General features: G+C 62.9%; 24 protein-coding genes. 15 read left to right on the forward strand and 9 right to left on the reverse strand.

Annotated elements, in window-relative coordinates:
* Positions 1-146 precede the first annotated feature (146 nt).
* The 15 genes from H8S62_RS07035 (at position 147) to eda (ending at position 14,007) form a co-directional block, all read left to right on the forward strand.
* Positions 147-1,106 carry a DnaD domain protein gene (locus H8S62_RS07035; RefSeq protein ID WP_186918860.1) on the forward strand — a complete coding sequence of 320 codons (960 nt, stop codon included), beginning with the start codon at positions 147-149 and terminating at the stop codon, positions 1,104-1,106.
* Entirely contained in the window at positions 1,107-2,111 is a 1,005-nt protein-coding gene (locus H8S62_RS07040; protein ID WP_155150301.1) for an ATP-binding protein, read from the forward strand. It abuts the gene before it with no gap.
* Between the two features lie 127 nt (positions 2,112-2,238).
* Positions 2,239-2,937, forward strand: a complete 699-nt coding sequence (locus H8S62_RS07045; RefSeq protein WP_155150299.1) for a FadR/GntR family transcriptional regulator — start codon at positions 2,239-2,241, stop codon at positions 2,935-2,937.
* A 282-nt stretch (positions 2,938-3,219) separates the two neighbouring features.
* Entirely contained in the window at positions 3,220-4,257 is a 1,038-nt protein-coding gene (locus H8S62_RS07050; protein ID WP_173023582.1) for a substrate-binding domain-containing protein, read from the forward strand.
* Between the two features lie 156 nt (positions 4,258-4,413).
* Positions 4,414-5,472, forward strand: coding sequence for a TRAP transporter substrate-binding protein (locus H8S62_RS07055; protein WP_155150294.1), 1,059 nt, complete (start codon positions 4,414-4,416; stop codon positions 5,470-5,472).
* Positions 5,473-5,587: 115 nt separating this feature from the next.
* A complete protein-coding gene (locus H8S62_RS07060) occupies positions 5,588-6,115 on the forward strand; it encodes a TRAP transporter small permease (RefSeq protein ID WP_155150292.1) in 528 nt (175 codons plus the stop codon).
* A gap of 14 nt (positions 6,116-6,129) precedes the next feature.
* Positions 6,130-7,470 carry a TRAP transporter large permease gene (locus tag H8S62_RS07065; protein ID WP_155150289.1) on the forward strand — a complete coding sequence of 447 codons (1,341 nt, stop codon included), beginning with the start codon at positions 6,130-6,132 and terminating at the stop codon, positions 7,468-7,470.
* A 40-nt stretch (positions 7,471-7,510) separates the two neighbouring features.
* Complete coding sequence (locus tag H8S62_RS07070) at positions 7,511-8,482, forward strand: C-terminal binding protein (RefSeq protein ID WP_186918861.1); 972 nt, start codon at positions 7,511-7,513, stop codon at positions 8,480-8,482.
* Positions 8,483-8,514: 32 nt separating this feature from the next.
* Positions 8,515-9,528: a zinc-dependent alcohol dehydrogenase gene (locus tag H8S62_RS07075; RefSeq protein ID WP_186918862.1), complete on the forward strand. Its 1,014-nt coding sequence runs from the start codon at positions 8,515-8,517 to the stop codon at positions 9,526-9,528.
* A gap of 12 nt (positions 9,529-9,540) precedes the next feature.
* Positions 9,541-10,302, forward strand: a complete 762-nt coding sequence (locus tag H8S62_RS07080; protein ID WP_155150284.1) for an SDR family oxidoreductase — start codon at positions 9,541-9,543, stop codon at positions 10,300-10,302.
* Positions 10,303-10,316: 14 nt separating this feature from the next.
* Entirely contained in the window at positions 10,317-10,673 is a 357-nt protein-coding gene (locus tag H8S62_RS07085; protein ID WP_186918863.1) for a VOC family protein, read from the forward strand.
* A gap of 16 nt (positions 10,674-10,689) precedes the next feature.
* The gene (kduI, locus tag H8S62_RS07090) at positions 10,690-11,532 is read left to right on the forward strand and encodes a 5-dehydro-4-deoxy-D-glucuronate isomerase (protein ID WP_155150280.1); all 843 of its coding nucleotides are present in this window, start codon (positions 10,690-10,692) and stop codon (positions 11,530-11,532) included.
* A gap of 18 nt (positions 11,533-11,550) precedes the next feature.
* On the forward strand, positions 11,551-12,351 hold the full coding sequence (locus tag H8S62_RS07095) for a gluconate 5-dehydrogenase (RefSeq protein WP_155150278.1): 801 nt from the start codon (positions 11,551-11,553) through the stop codon (positions 12,349-12,351).
* A 48-nt stretch (positions 12,352-12,399) separates the two neighbouring features.
* Complete coding sequence (locus H8S62_RS07100) at positions 12,400-13,359, forward strand: sugar kinase (RefSeq protein ID WP_206672197.1); 960 nt, start codon at positions 12,400-12,402, stop codon at positions 13,357-13,359.
* Positions 13,360-13,374: 15 nt separating this feature from the next.
* Entirely contained in the window at positions 13,375-14,007 is a 633-nt protein-coding gene (gene eda / locus H8S62_RS07105; protein ID WP_186918864.1) for a bifunctional 4-hydroxy-2-oxoglutarate aldolase/2-dehydro-3-deoxy-phosphogluconate aldolase, read from the forward strand.
* Between the two features lie 129 nt (positions 14,008-14,136).
* On the opposite strand, the gene H8S62_RS07110 is transcribed toward eda, so the two are convergent.
* The 9 genes from H8S62_RS07110 to H8S62_RS07150 form a co-directional block, all read right to left on the reverse strand.
* Positions 14,137-14,823 carry a hypothetical protein gene (locus H8S62_RS07110; protein ID WP_186918865.1) on the reverse strand — a complete coding sequence of 229 codons (687 nt, stop codon included), beginning with the start codon at positions 14,821-14,823 and terminating at the stop codon, positions 14,137-14,139.
* 31 nt (positions 14,824-14,854) lie between these two features.
* Complete coding sequence (locus H8S62_RS07115) at positions 14,855-16,102, reverse strand: M16 family metallopeptidase (protein ID WP_155150272.1); 1,248 nt, start codon at positions 16,100-16,102, stop codon at positions 14,855-14,857.
* A 112-nt stretch (positions 16,103-16,214) separates the two neighbouring features.
* A complete protein-coding gene (locus tag H8S62_RS07120) occupies positions 16,215-18,365 on the reverse strand; it encodes a polyribonucleotide nucleotidyltransferase (protein ID WP_186918866.1) in 2,151 nt (716 codons plus the stop codon).
* A gap of 179 nt (positions 18,366-18,544) precedes the next feature.
* Positions 18,545-18,811 (reverse strand): 30S ribosomal protein S15, encoded by a 267-nt coding sequence (rpsO, locus tag H8S62_RS07125; RefSeq protein WP_155150268.1) that lies wholly within the window; start codon positions 18,809-18,811, stop codon positions 18,545-18,547.
* Positions 18,812-19,056: 245 nt separating this feature from the next.
* Entirely contained in the window at positions 19,057-19,848 is a 792-nt protein-coding gene (locus H8S62_RS07130) for a class I SAM-dependent methyltransferase (RefSeq protein WP_186918867.1), read from the reverse strand.
* A 39-nt stretch (positions 19,849-19,887) separates the two neighbouring features.
* Entirely contained in the window at positions 19,888-20,988 is a 1,101-nt protein-coding gene (locus H8S62_RS07135) for an MFS transporter (RefSeq protein WP_186918868.1), read from the reverse strand.
* A gap of 401 nt (positions 20,989-21,389) precedes the next feature.
* Positions 21,390-22,175 (reverse strand): putative ABC transporter permease, encoded by a 786-nt coding sequence (locus H8S62_RS07140; RefSeq protein WP_155150262.1) that lies wholly within the window; start codon positions 22,173-22,175, stop codon positions 21,390-21,392.
* 213 nt (positions 22,176-22,388) lie between these two features.
* Positions 22,389-24,008, reverse strand: a complete 1,620-nt coding sequence (locus tag H8S62_RS07145) for a hypothetical protein (RefSeq protein WP_186918869.1) — start codon at positions 24,006-24,008, stop codon at positions 22,389-22,391.
* Positions 24,001-24,711: an ABC transporter ATP-binding protein gene (locus H8S62_RS07150; protein WP_186918870.1), complete on the reverse strand. Its 711-nt coding sequence runs from the start codon at positions 24,709-24,711 to the stop codon at positions 24,001-24,003. The genes H8S62_RS07145 and H8S62_RS07150 overlap by 8 nt, the downstream gene beginning before the upstream one ends.
* Positions 24,712-24,714: the final 3 nt, after the last annotated feature.

Consider the following 24,714-nt stretch of genomic DNA (forward strand, 5'->3'; position numbering starts at 1 on the left):
CCGGGGCTTGAACATAAATTCTTTATGAATTTTCCTTTTTTTATCCCATTTTATTTGGTATTTACCTGCCGCGCTTTTTCAGGTAAAATAACAGAGCATATCTAGACGATGATGGAGTTTGCTCTTGGAGGAAGGGAGGCGTTTCCATGACTGTCGATCCCCTGATCCCCGGCGGGGTGGTGTCCCTGTCCGGCGAGGCGGCCGACCGGCTGCTGGCCGCGGGCAGCGGGGACGCCGCCCTGCTCTATCTGGCCCTCCTGCGCCGGGGCGGACAGGCAGACCTGAACACGGCCAACCGCGCCCTCAAGTGGAGCGGCGAGCGGCTCGCCGGCGCCTATGACGCGCTGGTGAAGGCGGGGCTGGCGGACAAGACTCCTCCGGCGCCCTCCGTCCCCGTGCTGGAGGGCGCGGATGAGCCGCCCGAGTACCGGGCCGAGGACATCGCCAGGGAGATGGGGGACGGCGAATCGCCCTTTCCCGGCCTGGTGGGGGAGGTCCAGCGGCGGCTGGGGAAAATCCTCTCCACCGCCGATCTCAAGACCCTCTATACCGTCTACGACTACCTGGCCCTCCCCGCCGAGGTCATCTGCCTGCTGGTGAGCTGGTGCGTGGAGGAGCAGGAGCGGAAATACGGCCCGGGCCGCAAGCCCCGGATGCCCCAGATCCGCAAGGCGGCCTTTGCCTGGCGGCGGCTGGGGCTGGACACCGCGGAGGCGGTGGAGGCGTATCTGAGGCGGCAGTCCGCCCTGCACAGCAGGGAGGGCGCCGTCCTGGCCATGATGGGCGTGGCCGGACGCCCCGCGGTGGACGAGGAGCGTAAGTACATCAGCGCCTGGGTGGAGATGGGCTTTGACGACGACGTTATCCGCCTGGCCTACGAGCGTACCCTTTTCAAGAAGCAGAACATGAACTGGGCCTATATGAACGCCATCTTGAAAAAATGGCACGAGAAGGGCCTGCACACCATGGGGGAGGTCCTCTCCAAGGACTCCAAATGGCGGCAGGCGGCCGCCGCCGGTCAACCGGACGCCGGGCGTGTCAACGACGACATCCAGTGGATGCAGGAATTTTTGGCCAGGGAGAAGGCCGGAGAGGAGGGAAAGTAAATGGCGTATGAGCCAAGCGTCCTGCGCAGAGCCACCGCCCGGCTGGAGGAGACGCGCAGGCGCCGGGGCGAGGAGCAGGCGGCCCGCCAGCGGGAGATTTACCGCCGCATTCCCCGTGTGGCGGAGATCGACCGGCAGCTGCGCCGGACCATTGTGGGAATCATCGCCGCCTCCCTCCGCTCCGGGGACGACCCCGCGCCCGCCATCGAGTCGGTGCGGGAGAAGAACCTGCACCTCCAGGCCGAGCGGACCCGGCTCCTGCTGGAGCAGGGGTACGGCGCGGACGCCCTGGACGAGAGGCCGGCCTGCCCCAAGTGCGGTGATACCGGCTGGCGCGGGGCGGAGATGTGCGAGTGCCTGAAAACGCTGTGCACCGAGGAGCAGATCAGGGGTCTGTCCCGCCTGCTGGATTTGGGCGGGCAGTCCTTTGACGCCTTTCAGCTGGAGTACTACTCCCCCCTGCCCTGCCCCGGAAGGAACGCCACCCCAAGGAAGAACATGGAGCTGGTCTATGAGATCTGCCTCAATTACGCCCAGAAATTTGGGCGCTTTCCCGTCCGCAACCTCTTTCTCAGCGGGCCGCCGGGGCTGGGGAAGACCTTCCTCTCGGCCTGCATCGCCCGGGAGGTGTCGGAAAACGGATTCTCCGTGGTTTACGACACCGCAGTCAACATCTTCGCCCAGTACGAGGCGCAGCGCTTTTCCCGGGACATAGACGACAGCCGGGAGGCCAGGGATGAGACCCGGCGCTACCGGGTGTGCGATCTGCTCATACTGGACGATCTGGGCAGCGAGATGACAAGCCCCCTGATACAGTCGGCGCTCTACACCCTCATCAATACCCGGCTGACGGCGGAAAAGCGGACCGTTATCTCCTCCAACCTCTCCATTGAGGATGTGCGGCGGCGCTATTCCCCCCAGATTGCCTCCCGGCTGGAGGGGGAATACAGGGTGCTGCCCTTCTTCGGGGACGATATCCGGCTGCTCAAGAAGCAAAAAATTTGAGATGACAAAAAGTGCGGGTGATCATTCACCCGCGCTTTTTCATGCGCTCGCCAATTGGGAGGCGTTTCTTTTTCGACAAGATTATGCTATACTGGTCGGCAAGAGAAAGAGAAAGGGGCCGAAACCCATGCGTGAAGAGCACGCCGCCGGAAAGCCGCTCACCGCCACGGTGGAGGAGCGAATCATCCAGATCATCAAGGAGGGCGATCTCCAGCCGGGCGATCGGCTGGAGAACGAGCACGACCTGGCCCGGCGATTGGGTGTCGGCCGGGGTACGGTGCGGGAGGCGATCAAGGGCCTGGTGTCCCGCAACGTGCTGACGGTGCGCCAGGGCTCGGGGACCTTTGTGTCCCACCGCCACGGCGTGCCCAACGATCCCCTGGGCCTCACCCTTTTAAAGCAGGATCGCCAGCTTGCGCTGGAGCTGCTGGAGGTGCGCCTCATCCTCGAGCCGGAGATCGCGGCCCTGGCCGCCACCCGGGCCACCGACGGCGACCTCAGGCGGATCGTCTCCCAGTGCGACCGGGTGGAAAAGCTCATCCTGGCGGAGGAGGAATACCAGCAGGAGGACGTGGAATTCCACCGCCGCATCGCCCAGGCCAGCCGTAACCGGGTGACCAGCACCCTGGTTCCGGTGATCCACTCCTCCTCCAGCCTGAATATCGACCTGACCCACAACGAGCTGAGGGAGAACACCGTGCGCTACCACCGGGCCCTGGCCGAGGCACTCCGCCGCAGAGACCCCCTGGGCGCCCGGTACGCCATGGTCCAGCACCTGGCGGAGAACCGCCGCTATATCCTCGCCCCAGGGCCTGGGGATAAATAATCCCCGTTGAGAAACGTTCTCAGACGGAGGACTGGCGGACAAGTGGACGGATGAGAGACAAAGTCATCATACAACTTTGTGAATAGAATGTGAAACGAATAACGAAATATTTCGCATGGTAAATCGGTTTCATTAGCTGTAATAGACAAATAAGAATATAATATTTTTGCTATACAGACAAAAATGTGCATACATTTAAATTTGTAATTGACTTTTAAAAAGGCGTGATGTAGGATGATTTCGCAGGCAGGAATACACAAACCCGGAAGCGAGGAGATGCCGGTGGAGGAACGGATTCGGACGAAAGCAGTGACCATCGACCAGGTGGCCCGGCAGGCGGGCGTCTCCAAGACCACGATCTCCCGCTACCTGAACGGCAAGTATGAGTCCATATCGGCGGACACCCGGGAGCGCATCCGGGACGTGATTGAGGAGCTGGACTATCGTCCCAACCGGATTGCCCGGAGTCTGAAGGCGCGCAACAGCCGCATGATCGGCTGTGTGGTCAGCGACATCAGCAGTCCCTTCTCCTCCATCATCGTCAAGGCCATCAACAGTGTGTGCGTCCGCACAGGGCATCAGCTGCTGGTGGTGGACAGCGGAGACGACCCCGTGCGGGAGCGGGACGGCATTCAGGGACTGCTGGAGAGCCAGGTGGACGGCCTCATCGTTAACACCACCGGGCAGAACGACAAGTACCTGCTGGAGCTGCGCGGGCAGGGGGTGCCCCTGGTGCTGGCGGACCGCTGCCTCTCTGCGGAGGGGATGCTGGACACGGTGGCAACCGAGAGCTACCACAACACCTACGACTGCATCAAATTCCTGCACGGGCTTGGGTACCGCCGGGTGGGCTTTTTCACCCAGGGCAACGAGTTTGTGGCCCCACGTATCCTGCGTTACCACGGCTACTGCGACGCCATGCGGGACTGCTTCGGGCAGCCAGGGGAGAGCTTTCAGCTCGATCTGGACGACCGGGCCGGCTGTGCCGAAGTGTTGCAGCGGTTCCGCGGCCGGTATCCGGGAGAGCGGCTGGCGGCCTTCGCGGTCAACGGCGTGACCATGCTCCACCTCCTCCAGGCCATCCAGGACACGGGAATCGCCATGGGTGCCGACTTCGGGGTCTGCGGCTTCGACGACTGGGGCTGGGCGGACCTGATACCGCCGGGCATCACCACCATCACCCAGGACTCCTGGCAGGTGGGAGAGCGGGCGGCGGAGCTCCTGCTGGAGCGCATCGCGGGCGAGGGACCCGAGGGGCCGGTATACGAGGAGCTACCCAACCGGCTGACGGTGCGCGGTTCTACGGTAAAGGGCCCGTAAAAAGCGGAATAAAAAATCCGGTATTTTTTTGCTTGTTTAGTTAACCGGTTTCAGCAATCGGTTTCATTCATAATATACTTTAATCTGACGACGGTTGTTCCCGGTCCGCGGACCGGACAGCATAGAAGAAGAAACCAATTTCAAGGAGGAAATGTCATGTTTAAGAAGAAATCTGCCCTTGCGACGCTCCTGGCCGGACTCATGATCCTCTCCCTGGCCGCCTGCGGCAACAATGACACACCCGCCGGCGGCTCCGGCTCCCCCGCGCCCTCCCAGTCCCAGAGCGCCGACGGCGCCAAGGTGGGGCAGACCGTCCTGAAATGTTCCTTCAACCAGACCATTGAGAACCCCGAGGCCAAGACCCTGCTGAAGCTGAGCGACGACCTGTACGACGCCACAGAGGGCCGCTACTCCATCGAGGTCTATCCCTCCGAGCAGCTGGGCAGCCAGCAGGAGTCCCTGGAGCTGGTCCAGTCCGGCGCCATCGACATGGCCCTGGTCGCCAACTCCATCGTGGAAGGCGTGAACAGCGACTTCGCCATTATCGGCTGCCCCTATGTGTACGACAGCATTGAGCATCAGCAGAAGGTGTTTGAGTCCGGCAAGCTGGACGAACTGTTCGCCACCACCGAGGCCTCCGGCTTCACCGTCCTCTCCGCCTACAGCTTGGGCGCCCGCTGCGTCTACGGCAACAAGCCCGTCACCTCCCCCGAGGATCTGAAGGGCATGAAAATCCGCGTCATGCAGTCCGACACCATGATTAAGATGATGGACACCATGGGCGGCATCGGCACCGCCATGGCCCAGGGCGACGTGTACTCCGCCATCCAGGCCGGCACCCTCGACGGCGCCGAAAACAATATCATCACCTACACCGACCTGCTGCAGTACGAGGTCGCCCCCTACTACTCCCTGACCAACCACCTGATGATTCCCGACGAGCTTATCATCAACACCAAGCTCTTCGAGGGCATGAGCGCCGAGGACCAGGCCGCCTTCAAAAAGGCCGCCGCCGAGTCCGTCCCCTATATGTTCGACCTGGCCGCCGAGCTGCGCCAGACCTACTTCGACAAGTGCGAGAACGAGCTGGGCGTCACCATCACCGAGGTGGACGTGGCCCCCTTCCAGGAGAAGATGGCCGACTTCATCAACGACGTCGCCAACCGCAGCGATATGACCAAGGCCGTCTATGAGGCCATCAAGTCCGAGCGCTGATTTGTCAATAGCCAGAATACTCTTACGTAACAGCAAGAGGCCCGCAGGCTCCTGCGGGCCTCTTCTGGACGAAAGGGCGTAAAAACACCTGGAGTAAGAGAGAAGGAGGTCCCCTATGCAAGCACTCACCAGCATCAAACGGGTTGCGGATAAGGTCATCGAGTGGCTGTGTATCGCCATTCTGGCCGTCATGACCATTCTGGTCACCTATCAGGTCGTCACCCGATATGTCTTTGATGAATCCAGCGCCATCTCCGAAATTTTGGCCCAGTACCTCTTTGTCTGGATGGTCATGTTCGGCAGCGCCTATGTCTTTGGTTTGAAGGAGCATCTGGACATTACCGTCCTCAAGGACAAGATGCCCCCCGCCCTCCTGCTGATTGTGGAGATCCTCACCAACGTTGTCCTGGTGGCCTTTTCCACCGGGGTTCTGCTCTACGGCGGCGCCCTGGTCACCAACCAGCAGATGGGCACCGCCGACGCCGCCCTGCAGATTCCCATGGGGGTGATCTACTGCGCCATCCCCGTCTGCGGCGCGTTTATCCTGTTCTACGCCATCTATAACGTCTGCAAGGCCGTCTACGACTACAAAAACGGCCTGCTCCGCGCGGCCGGCACCGACGACGCCGGCACCACCATGTAGGAGGAGGTAAAAATATGGAACAAGCTGCAATCGCCGCCCTCGTCATGGTGGTCGCCATCGTGATTATGCTGGCCCTGGGCTTCCCCATCGGCCTGGCCATCGGCGCGGGCGCCGCCGCCGGCATCATGGTCATTCTGCCCTTTGAGCAGGCCATGATGACCGCCGCCAAGCGCACCTTCACCGGCGCCAATTCCTTCTCCCTGCTGGCCATCCCCTTCTTTGTGCTGGCGGGCAATATTATGAACAACGGCGGTATCGCCAAGCGGCTCATCGGCTGCGCCAAAATCATCGCCCACAAGCTCCCCGGCGCGCTGGCGCAGACCAACATCGTGGCCAACATGCTCTTCGGCGCCATCTCCGGCTCCGGCGTGGCCGCGGCCTCCGCCATGGGCGGCATCCTGGGCCCCATGGAGGAGGAGGAGGGCTACTCCAAGGAGTACTCCGCCGCCGTCAACATCGCCTCCGGCCCGACCGGCATGATGATCCCGCCCAGCAACATCATGATTGTCTACTCCACCGTGGCCGGCAGCGTCTCCATCGCCGCCCTGTTTATGGCGGGCTACATCCCCGGCATCCTCTGGGGCGTGGGCTGCATGATTGTGGCCGGCGTCATGGCCAAGAAGCGGGGCTACGTCTCCAAAGAGAAGTATAATGCCCGCCTCATTCTCAAGACCCTGTGGCAGGGCATTCCCAGCCTGCTGCTCATCGTCATCGTCATCGGCGGCATCCTGGGCGGCGTGTTCACCGCCACCGAGGGATCCGCCATCGCCGTGGTCTACTCCCTGCTGCTCAGCTTTATCTACCGCAGCATCAAGGTGAAGGACCTGCCCAAAATCCTCCTGGCCAGCGTGAAGACCACCGCCGTGGTGGAATTCCTGGTGTGCGTCTCCGCCATCATGAGCTGGGTCATGTCCTTCGCCAAGATCCCCCAGATGATCTCCGACGCCATGCTGGGCATCAGCAACAGCCCGATCATCATTCTGCTCATCATGAACGTCATCCTCCTGCTGGTGGGCACCTTCATGGACCCCACCCCGGCGGTGCTGATCTTCACCCCCATCTTCCTGCCCATCGTCCAGTCCTTCGGCATGCACCCTGTGCACTTCGGCCTGATGATGGTCATGAACCTCTGCGTGGGCACCCTGACGCCGCCGGTGGGCGCCATCCTCTTCGCCGGCTGCCGGATTGCCAACGTGAAGATCCAGCAGGTAATAAAACCGCTGCTGCCGTACTTCGGCGTGGTGGTGGTGGCTCTGCTCTTCGTCACCTTCGTGCCCTTCCTGTCCATGATTATTCCCAACCTGCTGGGTCTCACCAAATATGCGGGCAGCATGTTCTTCGTGGGCTTAGGCTGACGAACAAAATCCGGCGGTCTGACGAAAGGATACATAGGCTATGGAACACAATCCCAAAATTATTATCTGCGACTGCGACCACAAGGATGTGGACACCGAAAAGGCGGTCTTTGACGCCGCGGGCATGGATTTCAGGTGGCTCCACTGCATGAGCCAGGATGAGGTCATCGAGCAGTGCCAGGGGGCGGTCTGTTTCCTGAACCAGTACGTCCGTATGGACGAGAAGATTTTTAAGGCCATTCCCTCCCTCCGGATGGTGGTCCGCTACGGCGTGGGCGTGGACAACGTGAATCTGGCCGACGCCACCAGGTACGGCGTTCAGATCTGCAACGTGCCCGACTACGGCACCAATGAGGTGGCCGACCAGGCCCTGGCGCTGATGCTCTCCCTCACCCGCAAGACCTACATGATCGGCAACATGACCAGGGCGGGCGTCTGGAACTACATTGAGTCCGTACCCGTTCACCGCCTCTCCACCCGCACGGTGGGCATCCTGGGCGTGGGCCGCATCGGCGCCGCCTTCGCCCGGCGGGTGCACACTCTGGGCTGCCGGGTGGTGGCCTACGATGTGCGCTACGGTGAGAGCGGCCGCGTCTTCCCCGACTTCATCGAGTTCAAGCCCACCATGGACGAGGTGCTGGCGCAGGCGGACATTCTCTCCCTCCACTGTGCCCTCACCGAGGAGAGCCGGGGCATGATGAATGCCGCCGCCTTCTCCAAAATGAAGGAAGGCGCCTTCTTTATCAACGTGGCCCGGGGCGGCCTGGTGGACGAGGACGCCCTGGAGGGCGCGCTCTCAAGCGGCAGGCTGGCTGGCGCGGGCATCGACGTGGTGAACGCCGAGCCCCTCTCCGGCGAGAGCCCCCTCTTCCGGCACGAGAATGTGGTGGTGACCCCCCACATGGGCTGGTACTCGGAGGAGTCCGCCGAAGAGCTCAACCGCAAGTGCGCCGAAGAGGTGGTCCGCTTCCTCCGGGGCGAGGCGGTCCGCTGCCCGGTCAATCAACTTTAAAATCTATCTATTGTCCGCGGGAGGCAGTTTATATGAAGGCAATCGTCTATGAAGGACCCAGCCAATTGGCGGTCAGGGATCTGCCCAGGCCCGAGCCGAAGGAGGGCTGGGCGCTGGTAAAGGTGCTCTGCACCGGCATCTGCGGCACCGATCTGCACATCTACCAGGGCCTCCACCCCAGGGCCAAGGCGCCTCTGGTCATGGGCCATGAATTTTCCGGCATTCTGGAGTCCGACGGCGTGCCCGGCATCGCCAAGGGCAGCCGCGTCACCGTCTACCCCCTCCTCTCCTGCGGCCGCTGCACCCCCTGCAGGGAGGGCAACGGCCACGTCTGCAACACCTTGGGTCTGCTGGGCATCGACTGCGACGGCAGCTTCGCCGAGTACGTCCAGGCGCCGGTGGAGAGTATCGTCCCCCTGGCCGACCATATCTCCGACGAGCTGGGCGCCTTTGTGGAGCCCGCCGCCGTGGCGGTCCACGCCCTGCGGGAGCGGGGCTACACCCCCGGCGACAACGCCGTGGTCTTCGGCTGCGGCACCATCGGCATGGTCATCGCCCTCACCCTGCGGGTGTTCGGCTGTCAGGACCTGCTGATGATGGAGACCGACCCCGCCCGCGCCCAAATGGCCCGGGACATGGGCTTTGAGGTCCAGGACCCCGCCAAGGTGGGCAATATGGGCGACTACTGCAGGAGCCGCACAGGCGGCGACGGGTACGACTGGGTCTTCGACTGCGCGGGTGTTCAGCCCGTGGCCGACGTTCTGCTGGACGCGGTGAAGGTCAAAGGGCGCATTCTGGTGGTGGCCTCCTACTCCAAGCCCGCCGCCATGCCCTTTTTCTACGGCATGGCCAAGGAGGCCGAAATTCTGTTTACCCGGGTCTACCGTTTCAAGGACTTCGCCCTGGCGGCCCAAATCGTGGGCACGGACCCCAACTATGAGAAGGTCATCACCCATGTGCTCGCCGCAGATGAGGCGCAGAAGGGCTTCGACCTCCTGACCACCAAGGGCACCGGGGCCGTCAAGGTCCTGTATCGCTTCAGCTGAGGGGGGACGGAGATGAAGAATCCTTTTGATCTCACCGGCAGGCGGGCCCTGGTCACCGGCGGGGGCCGGGGGCTGGGCCGGGGCATGGCCGAGGGCCTGGCGGAGGCCGGGGCCAGGGTGGTCATTCTCGGCTCCAGCAGCGCGGTAATGACCACGGCAGAGGAGCTGCGGGCCAAGGGGCTGGACGTCGCCGGCCTCCAGGGCGACCTGTCCGACCGGGCGGGCCTGCCCGCCCTCTTTGAGAAGGCGGTGGAGCTGCTGGGCGGCGGGATCGACATCCTGCTCAACAACGCGGGCGTCCAGCGCCGCAGCCGCTGCGAGGACTTCGCCCTGGAGGACTGGGACGCTGTTATTAACGTGAATCTGAACGCCGTCTTCGTGCTGTGCCAGCTGGCCGGGAGGAAGATGCTCGCCCAGGGCGGCGGCAAAATTATCAACCTGGCGTCCATGCTCAGCTTTTTCGGGGGCTTCACCGTCCCCGCCTACGCGGCCAGCAAGGGCGGCGTGGCCCAGCTCACCAAGGCGCTCTCCAACGAGTGGGCCGGCAGGAACATCCAGGTCAACGCCATCGCCCCGGGCTATATGGCCACTGAGATGAACACCGCCCTCATGGGTGACGAGGGCCGCAGCACCGAAATCCTGGGGCGTATCCCCGCCCGCCGCTGGGGTACCCCGGAGGATATGAAGGGCATCGCGGTCTTCCTGGCCAGCCCCGCCTCCGACTACGTCAACGGGGCGGTCATCCCCGTGGACGGCGGCTATCTGGCGAAATAAAGGAGTGCATGAAGATGGACGTGAAAGAGCTGGGCTTTGAACTGGCCCATATCGGCATCAATCAATCCGATGCGGAGGAGGGCCGGCGGACTGCCGACGCCCTCTGCGCACTGTTCGGCTTTGAAAGCCGGGAGACCGACGGCTCCTACTTTGTCAACGAACAGTTTGAGATTATGAAGAAGCCCTTCCTGGGCGAGCTGGGCCATATCGCCATCCGCACCACCGACACCGAGAGGGCCATGGCTTACCTGCGGGAGAAGGGCATCGGCTTCGACGAGTCCACCGCGGGCCGGGGGGACGACGGCAGAGTCCGGGTCATCTACTTTGACAGGGACATCGCCGGCTTCCGCTTCCACCTGGCCCAGAAATAAAGGAGGACATTGATATATGGATATCCGGTATTCCACCGGCCCGCAAGATGTAAAGCGTTACACCACGGAGGAGCTGCGGAAGGAATTTTTGATTGAGAACCTCTATCAGCCGGACCGGGTGACGGCCGCCTACTCCCACGTGGACCGCATGGTGGTGCTGGGCATCATGCCGGTGGAGCAGGCCCTCCCCATCGACCAGGGCATCGACGTGTGGGCCAACTTCGGCACCCGCTACTTCCTGGAGCGCCGGGAGGCCGGGGTCTTCAACCTGGGCGGCCCCGGCGCCGTCGAGGCCGACGGCGAGACCTACAGCCTGGACTTCCAGGACTGCCTCTACATCACCAAGGAGACCAAAGATGTGGTCTTCTCCAGCAGGGACCCCCGCAACCCCGCAAGGTTCTATCTGGTCTCCGCCCCCGCCCACAAGGTCTGCAAGACCACCTTTATCTCCATCAAGGACGCCAACAAGCGCCCCTGCGGGGCGGAGGAGACCGCCAACAAGCGGGTTATCAACCAGTTTATCCACCCCGACGTGCTGGAGACCTGCCAGCTCTCCATGGGGCTGACCCAGCTGGCCCCCGGCAGCGTCTGGAACTCCATGCCCTGCCACACCCACGAGCGCCGCATGGAGATTTACACCTACTTTAACGTGCCGGACGGCAACGTGGTCTTCCACATGATGGGCCAGCCCCAGGAGACCCGTCATCTGGTTATGCAGAACTTCGACGCGGTCATCTCCCCCTCCTGGTCCATCCACTGCGGCTGCGGCACCAGCAACTACACCTTTATCTGGGCCATGGGCGGGGAGAACCAGGCCTTTGACGACATGGACAACATCGATATCCCCGACATTCGCTGAGAAAGAAGGATAAGTACCATGATTACGGACAAGAGCTTCCGCCTGGACGGCAAGGTGGCCCTCATCACCGGCGCGTCCTACGGCATCGGCTTCGCCATCGCCTCCGCCTACGCTTCCATGGGCGCGACCATCGTCTTCAACGACATCAGCCAGGAGCTGGTGGACAAGGGCCTGGCCTCCTACCGGGAGGCGGGGATTGCCGCCCACGGCTATGTCTGCGACGTGACAAATGAGACCGCCGTGCAGGCGCTGGTGGCCAAAATCGAGGCCGAGGTGGGCGTTATCGACATCCTGGTCAACAATGCGGGCATCATCCGCCGCACCCCCATGCTGGAGATGGACGCCGCCGACTTCCGCAAGGTCATCGACGTGGACCTGAACGCCCCCTTCATCGTGTCCAAGGCGGTGCTGCCCGGCATGATGAAAAAGGGGAAGGGCAAAATCATCAACATCTGCTCCATGATGAGCGAGCTGGGCCGGGAGACCGTCTCCGCCTACGCGGCCGCCAAGGGCGGGCTGAAGATGCTGACCCGGAATATCTGCTCGGAGTTCGGCGAGCACAACATCCAGTGCAACGGCATCGGTCCGGGCTATATCGCCACCCCCCAGACGGCGCCCCTTCGGGAGCGCCAGGCGGACGGCAGCCGCCATCCCTTCGACCAGTTCATCGTGGCCAAGACGCCCGCGGCCCGCTGGGGCACCACCGACGATCTGATGGGCCCAGCCGTATTCCTGGCCAGCGAGGCGTCCGACTTCGTCAACGGCCACGTCCTCTACGTGGACGGCGGCATCCTCGCCTACATCGGCAAGCAGCCTTGACCCCCGCCTGCCTGAAAACAGATTCTTTTGGAGAGAGGAGCATCTCCCATGGAAATGAAGAAAATTCTGACGGCGGGAGAGCCCATGGGCCTGTTCATCGCCCAGGAGGAGGCCCGGCTGGAGAAGGTCAAGCACTTCTCCACCTCCGTGGCGGGGGCGGAGTTCAATGTGGCCGTGGGCCTGACCCGGCTGGGCCACAAGGTGGGGTATCTCACCAAGGTGGGAGAGGACCCCTTTGGCCGCCAGATCATCAACTGCATGAATGAAAACGGCATCGACACCTCCCTGACCCAGGTGGACCCGGACCACCGCACGGGCTTCATGCTCAAGAGCAAGACCAGCCGGGGCGACCCGGACATCTACTACTACCGCAAGGGCTCGGCCTCCTCCACCATCTCCCCCGAGGATGTGGAGAACGTGGATCTCACAGCGTGGGACGCCGTTCATCTCAGCGGCATCCTCCCCGCCACCTCCGAGACCGCGCTGGCCGCCACCCACCGCCTGATGGACGGGGCGAAAAAGGCGGGCATCCCCATCTTCTTCGACCCCAACCTGCGGCCCCAGCTCTGGTCCAGCCGGGAGAAGATGGTTGCGGAAATCAACAGAATGGCCGCCCGGGCAGATTACGTCCTCCCCGGCGAGAACGAGGGGGAGATCCTCTGCGGCAGCCGTGAGGCGGAGGCCATCGGGCGGTTCTACCTGGGGCTGGGGGCCAGGACCGTCATTGTGAAGGTGGGGGCCGACGGCGCCCGGACCTTTACGGGGGAAGGCTCCTTCCACACCCCGGCCTACCCGCCGGAAAAAATTGTAGACACCGTGGGCGCGGGCGACGGCTTTGCCGCCGGAGTCATCAGCGGCGTGATGGAGGGTCTGTCCCTGGAGGAGGCCGTCCGCCGGGGCAGCGCCATCGGCACCATTCAGATCATGAACGTCAGCGACAATGAGGGCCTGCCCACCCGGGCGGAGCTGGAGGCGTTTATGGCGCGCCACAGCCGGAAGGCCGTGTGAGGAGGAAGGTCAAGTATGGATATGGTTGAACTGCTGCGCAAGGTAGCGATTGTGCCCGTCATCAAGATGGACTGTCCGGAGCACGCCGTGCCCCTGGCCAGGGCCATCCGGCGGGGTGGGCTCTCCGCGGTGGAGATCACCTACCGCTCCGACGCGGCCCAGGAGTCCATCCGGGCCATCGCCGAAGAGGTGCCCGACCTCTTCGTCTGCGCGGGCACTGTGCTCACCCCCGAGCAGGCGGAGCAGGCCGTGGAGGCCGGGGCCAGGGCCGTCATCAGCCCCGGCCTGAACCTGGATACCGTCCGATGGTGCATCGCCCACGAGGTGCCCGTTATCCCCGGCTGCGCCACTCCCACCGAGGTGGAGATGTGTATGCGGGAGGGGCTGAGCCTCCTCAAGCTCTTCCCCGCCGGGATTGTGGGCGGCGTGGGGATGCTCAAGGCTCTGGCCGGGCCCTACGGGACCGTCCAGTTCATGCCCACCGGCGGCGTGAAGCCGGGCAATGTGAAGGAGTACCTGAGCCAGAAAAACGTGGCCGCCTGCGGCGGCACCTGGATCGTTCCCATGGACCTGCTGGAGGCCGGGCGTTTTGACGAGATCGAGGCCCTGGCCCGGGAGGCCGCCCAAATCCGCGACGAGGTGCGGTGAGATAAGACGCAGGAAGCGGGCGGAGCCGATGGTAATCGGCTCCGCCCGCTTCCTGCGTTTGGATTGGAACGGGGCCCCTGCGAGGGGGCGGAGAGCAACTGCAAAGCCGCCGTGGACGGGCGGTGGCCGCTACAGCAGCCCCTTTACCGTGAGCATGGAGCTGGGGCGGAAGATGTGCAGCAGGGGCTTGAGGTCCTTCTCCCCCACCTTGACGCAGTTCTCCCCCATGATGCAGCAGTCCATCCAGAAGAGGTAGGCGCACACCTCGAAGGAGTCGCAGAGGAATGCGGGGACGAAGTCGGTCTGGACCAGATAGAAGGGCAGCCGGTTTTTCCGCAGGCCGGTAAAGCCGCCCTCCACCCTGCGGTTGCCGTAGACCACCCGCAGGGGCGGCGGGGAGCCGGGCAGGGCGCAGACGAAAATTTCCTTCCCCCTTTCGGGGACGGCGGGCTCCTCCGCGCCGGAATCGTAGGTGCACTCGGAGTCGTGAAACTCCAGCGTACCCTCCGCCGTGCGCTTCATATCCTTGGAGAGGAACACCCGCCGGGCCGTCTCCTTCCCGTCCCGGACATACCAGTCCCAGAGCTTGAGCTGGTCGAAATGGAAGGTCAGCTCCGTACCCTGGTAGCTGTGGGCCACCGGAAGCACCGCCGCTTCATCCTTGGAGGGGTAGGGCCTGGGGTCCCTGGCGCTGGCGCGGAGCAGGCGCCGCCACTCGTTGCGAAACTCATTGGCAAAGCCGCACCTCTTCAGCCAAAGTGAGTCGAACAGGGGCGCCATGGATGCGTATACTGCCTCGTAGTCGCGCTCGCTCATGCCGATTCATCCTCCTTTTATCTGTCTGCCCTCACTGCAGCAGCCTCTGGTACTCCTCCGGCGCGGCCACCCGACCCACGGCGGAGAGGGAGACCTGGCTGAAGTCGAACATCTGCCGGGAGAGGGCCTGGACATCCGCCGGTGTCACCGCGTCGTAGGCGGCGATGATGTCGTCCACCTCCATGACGCGGCCGGTGATAAGCTCGCTCCGTCCCAGGTTGGACATATGGGCCTGGGTGGACTCCAGCCCCATCAGCACGTTGGCCTTGGACTGCTCCCTGGCCCGGTCCAGCTCGGCCTGGGTGACGCCGCCGGCGGTGAAGTCCTTCACCGTCTCCACAATGGTGGCGAGGGCCTCGCGCTCGGTCTCCTTGCCAAGGGCGGTGTAGATGGCGTACATCCCGGTGTCCGCGTGGCCCGCGCCATAGGAGTAGATGGAGTAGCAGAGGCCCTTCTCCTCCCGGACCCGCTGCCACAGCCGGGAGGACATCCCCCCGCCCAGAATGGAGGAGAGGAGCTGGAGGGCGTACCGCCCCTCGTGGCCGTAGGGCAGGCCGGGGAAGGCCAGAGTCAGGTGGTTCTGCTCGATGGCCTTTTTCTTCACGACCACGGAGGGCTGGTAGACGGCCTGCCTGGGTTGGGGGCTGGTCCCGGGGGCGAGGGCGGAGAAGCGGGCCTTCAGCTCCTCCACATGCCGGGGCGTAAAGCGGCCCGCCAGGGAGACCACAATGTCGCCGGGGAGGTAGTGGGCGGACATATAGTCCCTGAGCCATGCGCCGGTCATAGCCTCCAGGGTGGCCTTCCGGCCCAGGATGGGCCGGGCCAGGGAGTTTCCCTTGTAGACCGCCGCCGCCAGACGCTCGGCGCAGAGATCCTCGGGGTTGTCCTCATACATGCCGATCTCCTCCAGGATGACGCCGCGCTCGGTCTGGACGTCGGCCTCGTCAAACCTGGAGGAAAAGAACATATCGCAGAGGATGTCGGCGGCCCGCTCCAGGTGGCTGTCCAGGGCGCGGGCGTAGAAGCAGGTGCTCTCCTTCGTGGTGTAGGCGTTCACCTGGCCGCCAATGGCGTCCATCTCCTCCGCGAGCGCCGCGGCGGAGCGCCTGGCGGTGCCCTTGAAGAGCATATGCTCGATAAAGTGGGCGGCGCCGTTCTCCGCCGCCTTCTCCTGGCGGCTGCCGGTGGCCACATAGATGCCCAGGGCGGCGGAGCGCACGCCGGGGACCTCCTCGGTCAGAATGCGCACGCCGTTGGGCAGGGTCAATTTTTCGTACATGAGGACCTCCTTGATATGGACGGCAAGGGCGAAGCCCCTTGCCCTGCAGGACAGCGATTGAAAAGACCGGGCGGGCAATTATGCCCGCCCGGTCTCAGTATAACCAGATATTTTACTTTACGCTCTCGCCGGCGTCCTGCTTGGCCTTAATCTCCTTCAGGGCATCCTTGTAGGAGAGGTTCACGCGGCCCTTCTCGTCGATCTCGGTGACCTTGACCCAGATCATATCGCCGATGTTGACCACGTCCTCCACCTTCTCCACCCGGCGGTCGGCCAGCTTGGAGATGTGGACCATGCCGTCCTTGCCGGGGGCCAGCTCGACGAAGGCGCCGAACTGGAGAATACGGACCACCTTGCCGTAGTAGAGGGCGCCCACCTCGGGGACGAAGACGATCATATCGATCATCTTCTTGGCGGCCTCGCAGCTTGCGGCGTTGGGGGAGGCGATGTGGATGGTGCCGTCGTCCTCAATGTCAATCTGGGCGCCGGACTCGGCGGTGATCTTCTGAATAACGCTGCCGCCCTTGCCGATGACCTCGCGGATCTTGTCGGGGTCAATCTTGACGGTGACCATCTTGGGGGCGTTCTCGTTGACCTCGGGGCGGGGCTCGGCGATGCAGGGGAGCATAACCTCGTCCAGAATGGCAAAGCGGGCGTCCCGGGTGATCTCAAGGGCTTCCTTGATGATCTCGTGGGTCAGGCCGTCGTTCTTCAGGTCCATTTGGATGGCGGTGATGCCCTTCTTGGTGCCGGCGACCTTGAAGTCCATCTCGCCGTGGAAATCCTCCACGCCCTGGATGTCGATGAAGGTCTGGAAGGAGCCGTCGTCGTCCTGGATGAGGCCGGAGGAGATGCCGGCCACGGGGGCCTTGATGGGTACGCCCGCGTCCATAAGGGCCAGGGTGGAGCCGCAGATGGAGCCCTGGCTGGTGGAGCCGTTGGAGCTGAGCACCTCGGACACCACGCGGATGGCATAGGGGAACTCATCCACGCTGGGGAGGACGGGCTCCAGGGCCCGCTCGGCGAGGTAGCCGTGGCCGTACTCCCGGCGGTTGGTGGAGCGGGGGGCGCGGGCCTCGCCCACGGAGTAGGGGGGGAAGTTGTAGTGGTGCATATACCGCTTCTCCTCCTCCTCCCAGATGGTGTCCAGCTTCTGGTTCATGGAGAGGGTGTTCAGGGTGGCGACGGAGAGCACCTGGGTCTGGCCGCGGGTAAACATACCGGAGCCGTGGACCTTGGGCAGCACGCCCACCTCGGCGGCCAGGGGACGGATCTCGTTTTTGGCGCGGCCGTCCACGCGGTGGCCCTCCAGCAGCCAGGCCTTGACGATCTTCTTCTGGAACTTGTAGGTGAACTCCTCCAGGTACTTGTCCATGTCGGGGTACTGCTCCAGATACTTCTCATGCCACTTGTCGATCATGGCGCTCCAGCGCTTCTCACGGACATTCTTGTCGTCCGTGTCCATGGCGGCCCTGGCCTCGTCCATGAAATTGGCGACGATATCGTCGAAGAGCTCCTGGTTGAAGTCGGCGTGCTCGTACTCCATCTTGGGCTTGCCGATCTCGGCGACGATGCCATTGATGAATTCGACCTGCTTCTTAATCTCCTCGTGAGCCTTCACGATGCCCTCATACATGATGTCGTCGGGGATCTCCTTGGCGCCGGCCTCGATCATCACCACCTTGTTGGCGGTGGCGGCCACGGTCACGTCCATCTGGGAGCTCTTGCGCTGCTCCTGGTTGGGGTTAAAGACGATCTCGCCGTCCACATAGCCCACCTCCAGGCAGCCGATGGGGCCCGCGAAGGGGATCTCGGAGTAGGACAGGCAGGCGGACACGCCGATCATGGCGGTCACCTCGGGGGAGCAGTCGCGGTCCACGCTCATGACGGTGCAGGTGATGCACACGTCGTTGCGGAAGTCATAGGGGAACAGGGGGCGGCAGGGCCGGTCGATGAGGCGGGCGGCCAGCACGGCGGGCAGGCTGGGACGGCCCTCGCGGCGCATGAAGGAGCCGGGGATGCGGCCCACGGCGTACAGCTTCTCCTCAAACTCCACGCTCAGAGGGAAGAAGTCGATGCCGTCCCGGGGACGGGCGCTGACGCAGATAGCCACGTTCACCACGGTGTCGCCGTAGCGGACCATGGCGGAGGCGTTGGCCAGCTCGGCGGTCTTGCCCACCTCGATGGAGAAGGGGCGGCCGGCGATCTCGGTCTTATAGATCTTGTGGTTGGGGAATTGCTTGTGGGTGATGACGGTTGACATGGTTGTCCTCCTTTTGTCTCTGCGCGGAGCCGTCGGCACCTTTTAGCATTTGAAAACAGGTCTGCACGGCTGCAGGCGCATTTTCAACTGCTAAAAAAGCGTGTGGGCTCCGGCTTGTTGGAATTTCATTTTTTGGAAAAAGGGCGGTGCAGTCTCCCACACCGCCCTCTATTCAAAACTTACTTACGGATACCCAGCTTGGCGATGATCGCACGGTACCGCTCGATGTCCTTGTCCATCAGATAGTCCAGCATCTTGCGGCGCTTACCGACCATCTTCAGCAGGCCACGACGGCTGTGGTTGTCGTGCTTGTGAATCTTCAGGTGCTCGGTGAGCTCCTGGATGCGGGCGGTCAGAATGGCGATCTGGACCTCGGGGGAACCGGTGTCCGTGGCGTGGGTGCGGTTGGCCTCGATAACGGCCGTCTTTTCGTCTTTACGAATCATGGGATTTCCACCTTTCATTTTATACATACCTACGGGCTGAGTAATGGGCGGGCGGACCCCCGCGACGACGCGGCTTTTGTCCCAGAACTAAGCGGGGAGGCACAATTTGCACGCGTCCTGCCGCGCCCGGCATGTCTCGCGGCCGCCCTCCGGGTGCGGGCCTGCCTGCTTAACGGCTCGGCGCTTCTATGCGTGCTTTGGCAGTATACCACAATTATGCCCTGCTGTAAAGGAAAACTTCACTTTTACAGCTTATTTGCCGTCAGCAGGAAGGAGAGTGGAAATCCTCTGTGGTCATACGCCTCGGACAGGCCGATATCGTAGTCGTATTCGTTGAATTTCGTCAGGCGCAGCCGGGAGCGGCAGACGGCGTTGAGAACATCGGACAGGGTGTGGGAAAAGCTGATGAACGTCTTGGAGGGGTAGGCCCCGGACAGATAGCCCATGCCCTCGTTTTCCACCCAGGGCTCCCTCCTGAAATAGGAGTAGGCGATTTTGTTGAGACCGCTCCCGTCAAACCCGGGCTCACCGGGCAGGGGCAGCATATTCATGACGGGGTGGGCCTCGTGAATGAGCAGCGTGCCGCCGGGGCTGAGGCAGTCGGAGACCTTCTCAAAGAGAGGGCTCAGGTCTTCAAACCAGGTGAGCGCGCCGATGGTGAAGAAGATAAGGTCGAAGGCGCTGTGGTATTCCCGGGGGATGTCCAGGATATTGCACGCCACAAAGCGGCAGTTTGCAATACCCGCCTTTGCCGCCGTATCCCGGCCCTGGGCGATGATATTTTCCGCAATGTCGAAGCCCACCCCCTCCGCGGGACCGAGCCCCATCAGACTCAGCAGCTCCCGTCCGTTGTTGCAGCAGAACTGGGCCGCCCGCTTGCCCCGGAGATCCAAGGTCCTCAGCTCAGCCGCCGCGGCGGGCCAGAAGAAGGGCAGGTCCTCCCGGAGCAGGCGCAAATGATTTTCCTCGCCCCAGCCGGGGCGCTTGTGGTCAAAGGCCTCCTCCCAGGCCGCCTTGTTTCCCTGAATATAGTCCATATCTATCATCCTTATTCGTGTTTTAGTGTGTATTTACCGTCAGGACACCAGCGCCCCGGTCAGGGGGGAGAGCACCACCATCATCAGCGAGAAGCACATGGAGGACACCGAGATCAGTGTGGCCCGCTGATCGGAGGGAAGCCCCTGGTTGAGCCGGGCGTCGGTGAGGGTCTGGAGGCAGTCGTCCCCGGCCACGGCCAGGAAGCCCCCGGCGGCCATCAGCGGCAGCATATTGCTGGCGGCCATCAGGTATCCGCAGGCGATAGCGGCGCAGGAAAATACGGCCGCAGTCCTGTAGGGGAGCCGGGCCAGCCCTGCCGCCGCATGGGAGCCCGCGGCGCCGCCCAGGCCGACGGCCACCAGCAGGGGCCCCAGCAGGGCCGGATGGGCGCCCGCGCCGGGCAGGGCGTCCTGGAGGTAGAAGCCCAGCAGTGTGGCGAAGGCCCCCACCAGGGCGTTGAAGAGCATCAGCCCCAGCGTGCGGGGGTGTTCCCGCAGAAAACGCAGCGTCTCTCCCAGGTAGGCCCGCAGGCGGCTCCAAAGGCCGCGAAGCGGGGCGTTTTCCCGCTCCCGCTGGCCTTTTGTCACCACCGGCTCCCACAGGGAGAGGGCGGCACAGGTCCCGGCGAGGGCGAAGAGAATGTCTGCGGCGTAGGCGAGCCGGTAGCCCACCGCCGCGGTCGCCCCCGCACAGAGCATGGCCGCCGCCGCCGTGAGGCGGTAGACCACGTTCTGCCGGGAGGAGAGCTTCAGATACCCCTCCTCCACGCCGTAGGCGACCAGACTGTCGTATGTGATGGCCTCCCGTGTGCCCGAGGCCAGATTATATCCCATAGCGGACAGCGCCATGCCCAGGCATACGCCCGCCATGGTGTCGGACAGGAGCATGGCCGCCGCGCTGAGGCCGGACATGATTTGACCCGCCGCCAGGGTCCGCTTGCGGCCCAGAAGATCCGCAAGCATACCGGAGGGTATCTCGCAGATCATGCTGACCAGATGAAAGAAGCCTTCCGCCAGCCCGATCTCTGCCAGGGAGAAGCCCCGACCGGCGAGAAGGAGCACCCACACGCAGCCCGCAGGGCGGAAATAGCCCACGCACTCCAGTGCGAGCAGACGCCTAATCTGTTGTTTGAGTTTCATAATTATCATTTTCCTTCTAAAATTTAATGCTTTTAGAGGGAAAAGCGCGCAAAAAGGCCGCGGCGAGAACGCCGCGGCCCGATAAAACAAAAGCTGCCTTACCGCCGTGACCTCTCAAAAAAGGGCGCACTGATCCCCTGAGAGGCCAAAACATTGCCCTGCTCAACCATGATGTTGATATTCATCCAGCCCATGGTACGCCCTCCTTCCGCAGTAAAAGTAAGTTTAGTATAGCAGGCACGCCGGAAAAATACAAGCAGAAAATCGTCGGTGTGCGCCCCATAGACGATGTATGGGCCCGGATGTGTGGTGGGAACGGCCTGACAAGGGGCGCCCCCAGGAACGGGGGCGCCCCTTGTCAGGCCGTCGAAAAACACCGAATCTAAATAAATTTGCTGCCCCTATTTCCCGGGGATGTCGTTGGGCTTGGGCACGCCGGCCGCGGCGCGGGCCTCGTCGGTGCCTATGTAGGTCAGGTTGGTGAAGGTTTTGAGAAGCACCCGGTCGGGATACTGCGCGTCCAGGAAAAGCTCCACCGCGTTGGAAGCGGGGACGCCCTTGTGGCGCTGGTCCATCCGGCCCAGGGCGGCGGAGGTGACTGCGATGTTGAGGACCATCAAACCGGCCAGCACCAGCGTCAGCGGCTTGCCGAAGCGGTTGGGAATGCGGCCGATCCAGCGGCACATGGCCGGATAGGCCCTGCCGACCCAGAGCACGGCGGCCAGACCCCAGAACATGGAGAAGACCAGGTTAACGCGGCCGTTGATGTTGAAGGGGAGATGGCTGTAGTCCCAGAAGCAGGCGCCGAAGAGGACCTCCTGAATCCAGGAGCAGGCGTACTCATACACCGCGCCCAGCAGCGTGCCCGCCAGGAAGACCAGCGCCGGCCGCTTGGCCGAGAGCTTGTGGAAGCAGAGGGTGAAGAGCACCGCGCCCAGGCCCCAGACCAGGGAGAAGGACCCGTAGAGCACGCCGCTGCGGTTCTGGAGCTGGCCCCGTGTGACGACCATGAAGACCGTCTCCACCATGCAGCCCAGGAAGGACACAATGAAGAAGAGCCAGAAGAGCTTGTAGAAATTGACGCCCCTTGCGAAGAAGCCGGGTATCGTCTCGGAAGAGGGGGATTCGGTCCGTTCTACCGCTGCAGCGGCGCGGGAACGGGTGCGCTCCTTGACCAGTGTGGGCATACAAGACCCTCCTTTCTCATTCAGGTTATCCCTTTGAACGGAGGGTATCATATCATATCCACCCGGTACTTGACATAAAGGAATTCTTAAATTTTCATTTAAATCTCGGGCATTGTCCGTGTTACACGGACAAATGGCGGGTCGTAACCCGCCATTTGCATAAACAGAGCTAAACCTGGGCTAGTTGGCACAATATTTGCAAAAGATGCGCCGTCACTTTACCCGGAAGGTCTTCGGGGCCCGCCTCCACACCACCAGAAGGGCGGCGGCGCTGTATACAACTGTGGCAGCCAGGACAATGAGGACGAAGTAGTGGGGCGGCTGCTTAATCTGCAGGCAGAGGACGCAGACCATATACACCACCCAGTTGATGACGCTGAAGAAGGGGTTCTTGACCGCCAATTGGGAGGTATAGGGCTGAAAGACGTAGTACATGAATAGGGGATGCACTGTAAAAAAGACGGAGAGGCAGAGGATGGACAGGAGGAATGCGGCCAGCTCCAGAGGCGGCAGGGCCGCGCCCGTGAGGAGCACCGGAGCCGCCAGGGCCAGGCAGATGGCGCCCGCCACCAGCAGGTTCAGCCCCGCCACCCGCCGCAGGCGGATGGCGAAATTGTGCAGGACCACCTTCCGCTCCCGGTACCAGCCGTACCGCAGAAAGGAGATATCGCAGTTGTAGAACATGGCCTTGCAGATGCGCTGCCCCAGGGTATTGCACATGAAGTACATAATGAACACGAAGGTGGGCAGAAATGCCGGGAGCTGTTCCACCAGCGAGCGGGTAAGCTCCGGGGCGAGGAGGGCGCCCGCCAGCCCCGCCAAAAAGACCGCGCCCACGCCCATCAGCTCGTACTTTACCGGCTTCACCAGCAGCCGCCGGTGGCGGCGGAAGAAGAGGGCGTTGAGGTACTCGTAGCCCTTCAGTGAGCGGATGCGGCTCCCCGCGTCCTCGGCCGTCAGGTCGGAGTCCTTCATCTGCACGTCCTTGAAGGCGGCCTGGGCGGCGTTTTGCTTGGCGGCGGCGGTGGAGACGTTCTCAGCCTTGCAGGTCTTCCACACCAGCTCCCGGTAGTGTGGAAAACGCAGGAGCCACATGGCCGCCCACGCGCCGCAGCCCACCAGGGCGATGCACACCGCCGGATTTAAGAGGAAGCGGTCCAGGGGCAGGGCGGCCCCGGCGAAGACGGGGATATAGGCCCCCGCCAGACCGCCCATCACCAGGACGATGATGAACCAGGCGTTCTTGCCCGGCAGCTTTTCCGTCTTTAAGTAGAGAAGGACGTGGAGCAGCTCCCCGATGGCCCGGGCGGCCGCCAGCTCCAGGGACAGGAGGAGGCCCGCCCAGGGGCCACGGCCCAGGACCCATGAGAAGACCATCAGCGCCGGAGTAAAGGTGATGAGCATCTGCAGATGGTCCCGGCCGGTGGTGGCGGCCAGGCAGGCCCGGGCGCTCATGCCCATCTGACGCACGCAGGTGTATTTCACCAGGCTGGCGGTGAGAATGCCCGACTGGAGAAAGCAGCCCACAAAAAAGCTCATAAAGAACACCATGGAGACAAACATGGGCCAGTTCCCCGCCGGAGTCATCTCGTCGGCCAGCAGGACCAGGGGCGCGTAGCAGCAGAGAAAGAGGTAGAGGAACTTGCCGGCAAAGTAGCTCAGGACCTTCAGCGCCTCCACCACCGCCATCAGCCGCTGCTTGGCGTTCACCGCGCCGTAGAGGCTGTCGGGGAAGAGCCGCCTGATGAGGGGCAGCTTCTTCAGCCAGAAGAGAAAGCGGTTGCAGCTCATGGCGGCCTGGATGCGCAGTACGTTTTTGACGGAATTAATCATGGTGCTCCTCGTCTTTCAAAATCTCCACCACCCGGTTTTCAAATGCCGGAGTGTGGATGATGGCGGGGTCGACCTCCTCCAGAAGGCCGTGGTTGAGGATGGCAATCTCGTCGCAGAGGTCGGCCGCCAACTGGAGAATGTGGGTGGAGAAAATGATGATATGGTCGGCCTTCATCTCACGCAGAAGGTTCTTCATCTCCAGGGCGGCCACCACGTCGAAGGAGGTCAGCGGCTCGTCCAGCAGAATGACCGGAGGACGGGCGATAAGGAAGCAGAGCATCTGCATCTTGTTCTTCATGCCGTGGGAGTAGTCCTTCATCAGGCGGCTCCGGTCCTCGCCGTCAATGCCCACCAGGGCCAGCCAGTCGTCGGGGGTGCGGCCTGAGGCGTCCTTACCCCCGGCAATCTCCAGAAAGAATTTCACGAACTCCCACCCGGTCAGGAATTCGGGCACCACGGGGGTGGAGAGGACATAGCCCACGTCCCCCTCCCCCAGGGGCCGGGGCGCGCCCTCCGCCTCCAGATGGAAGGTCCCGCCGTCGGGGGGGAACTCCCCGGAGAGACAGTTCATCAGCGTGGTCTTGCCCGCGCCGTTGCGGCCCAGCAGACCATAGATATGGCCCTGCTCAAAGGTGAAGGAGGCCCCCTTGAGCACCTGCTTTTCCCCAAAATGCTTTTCGATCTGGTCTAAAATCAGCTTCATAGA

The organism is Lawsonibacter faecis, from assembly GCF_014287675.1.
GTDB classification, from domain to species: domain Bacteria; phylum Bacillota; class Clostridia; order Oscillospirales; family Oscillospiraceae; genus Pseudoflavonifractor; species Pseudoflavonifractor faecis.

What these genes read in the sequence shown, in the direction of transcription:
- kduI (WP_155150280.1), top strand. Translation starts at nt 10,690, where the DNA reads ATGGATATCCGGTATTCCACCGGCCCGCAAGATGTAAAGCGTTACACC.
- eda (WP_186918864.1), top strand. Translation starts at nt 13,375, where the DNA reads ATGGATATGGTTGAACTGCTGCGCAAGGTAGCGATTGTGCCCGTCATC.
- H8S62_RS07075 (WP_186918862.1), top strand. Translation starts at nt 8,515, where the DNA reads ATGAAGGCAATCGTCTATGAAGGACCCAGCCAATTGGCGGTCAGGGAT.
- H8S62_RS07145 (WP_186918869.1), bottom strand. Translation starts at nt 24,008, where the DNA reads ATGATTAATTCCGTCAAAAACGTACTGCGCATCCAGGCCGCCATGAGC.
- H8S62_RS07065 (WP_155150289.1), top strand. Translation starts at nt 6,130, where the DNA reads ATGGAACAAGCTGCAATCGCCGCCCTCGTCATGGTGGTCGCCATCGTG.
- H8S62_RS07070 (WP_186918861.1), top strand. Translation starts at nt 7,511, where the DNA reads ATGGAACACAATCCCAAAATTATTATCTGCGACTGCGACCACAAGGAT.
- H8S62_RS07150 (WP_186918870.1), bottom strand. Translation starts at nt 24,711, where the DNA reads ATGAAGCTGATTTTAGACCAGATCGAAAAGCATTTTGGGGAAAAGCAG.
- H8S62_RS07095 (WP_155150278.1), top strand. Translation starts at nt 11,551, where the DNA reads ATGATTACGGACAAGAGCTTCCGCCTGGACGGCAAGGTGGCCCTCATC.
- H8S62_RS07140 (WP_155150262.1), bottom strand. Translation starts at nt 22,175, where the DNA reads ATGCCCACACTGGTCAAGGAGCGCACCCGTTCCCGCGCCGCTGCAGCG.
- H8S62_RS07130 (WP_186918867.1), bottom strand. Translation starts at nt 19,848, where the DNA reads ATGGACTATATTCAGGGAAACAAGGCGGCCTGGGAGGAGGCCTTTGAC.
- H8S62_RS07110 (WP_186918865.1), bottom strand. Translation starts at nt 14,823, where the DNA reads ATGAGCGAGCGCGACTACGAGGCAGTATACGCATCCATGGCGCCCCTG.
- H8S62_RS07085 (WP_186918863.1), top strand. Translation starts at nt 10,317, where the DNA reads ATGGACGTGAAAGAGCTGGGCTTTGAACTGGCCCATATCGGCATCAAT.
- H8S62_RS07055 (WP_155150294.1), top strand. Translation starts at nt 4,414, where the DNA reads ATGTTTAAGAAGAAATCTGCCCTTGCGACGCTCCTGGCCGGACTCATG.
- H8S62_RS07115 (WP_155150272.1), bottom strand. Translation starts at nt 16,102, where the DNA reads ATGTACGAAAAATTGACCCTGCCCAACGGCGTGCGCATTCTGACCGAG.
- H8S62_RS07080 (WP_155150284.1), top strand. Translation starts at nt 9,541, where the DNA reads ATGAAGAATCCTTTTGATCTCACCGGCAGGCGGGCCCTGGTCACCGGC.
- H8S62_RS07035 (WP_186918860.1), top strand. Translation starts at nt 147, where the DNA reads ATGACTGTCGATCCCCTGATCCCCGGCGGGGTGGTGTCCCTGTCCGGC.
- H8S62_RS07100 (WP_206672197.1), top strand. Translation starts at nt 12,400, where the DNA reads ATGGAAATGAAGAAAATTCTGACGGCGGGAGAGCCCATGGGCCTGTTC.
- H8S62_RS07120 (WP_186918866.1), bottom strand. Translation starts at nt 18,365, where the DNA reads ATGTCAACCGTCATCACCCACAAGCAATTCCCCAACCACAAGATCTAT.
- H8S62_RS07135 (WP_186918868.1), bottom strand. Translation starts at nt 20,988, where the DNA reads ATGAAACTCAAACAACAGATTAGGCGTCTGCTCGCACTGGAGTGCGTG.
- H8S62_RS07045 (WP_155150299.1), top strand. Translation starts at nt 2,239, where the DNA reads ATGCGTGAAGAGCACGCCGCCGGAAAGCCGCTCACCGCCACGGTGGAG.
- H8S62_RS07040 (WP_155150301.1), top strand. Translation starts at nt 1,107, where the DNA reads ATGGCGTATGAGCCAAGCGTCCTGCGCAGAGCCACCGCCCGGCTGGAG.
- H8S62_RS07060 (WP_155150292.1), top strand. Translation starts at nt 5,588, where the DNA reads ATGCAAGCACTCACCAGCATCAAACGGGTTGCGGATAAGGTCATCGAG.
- rpsO (WP_155150268.1), bottom strand. Translation starts at nt 18,811, where the DNA reads ATGATTCGTAAAGACGAAAAGACGGCCGTTATCGAGGCCAACCGCACC.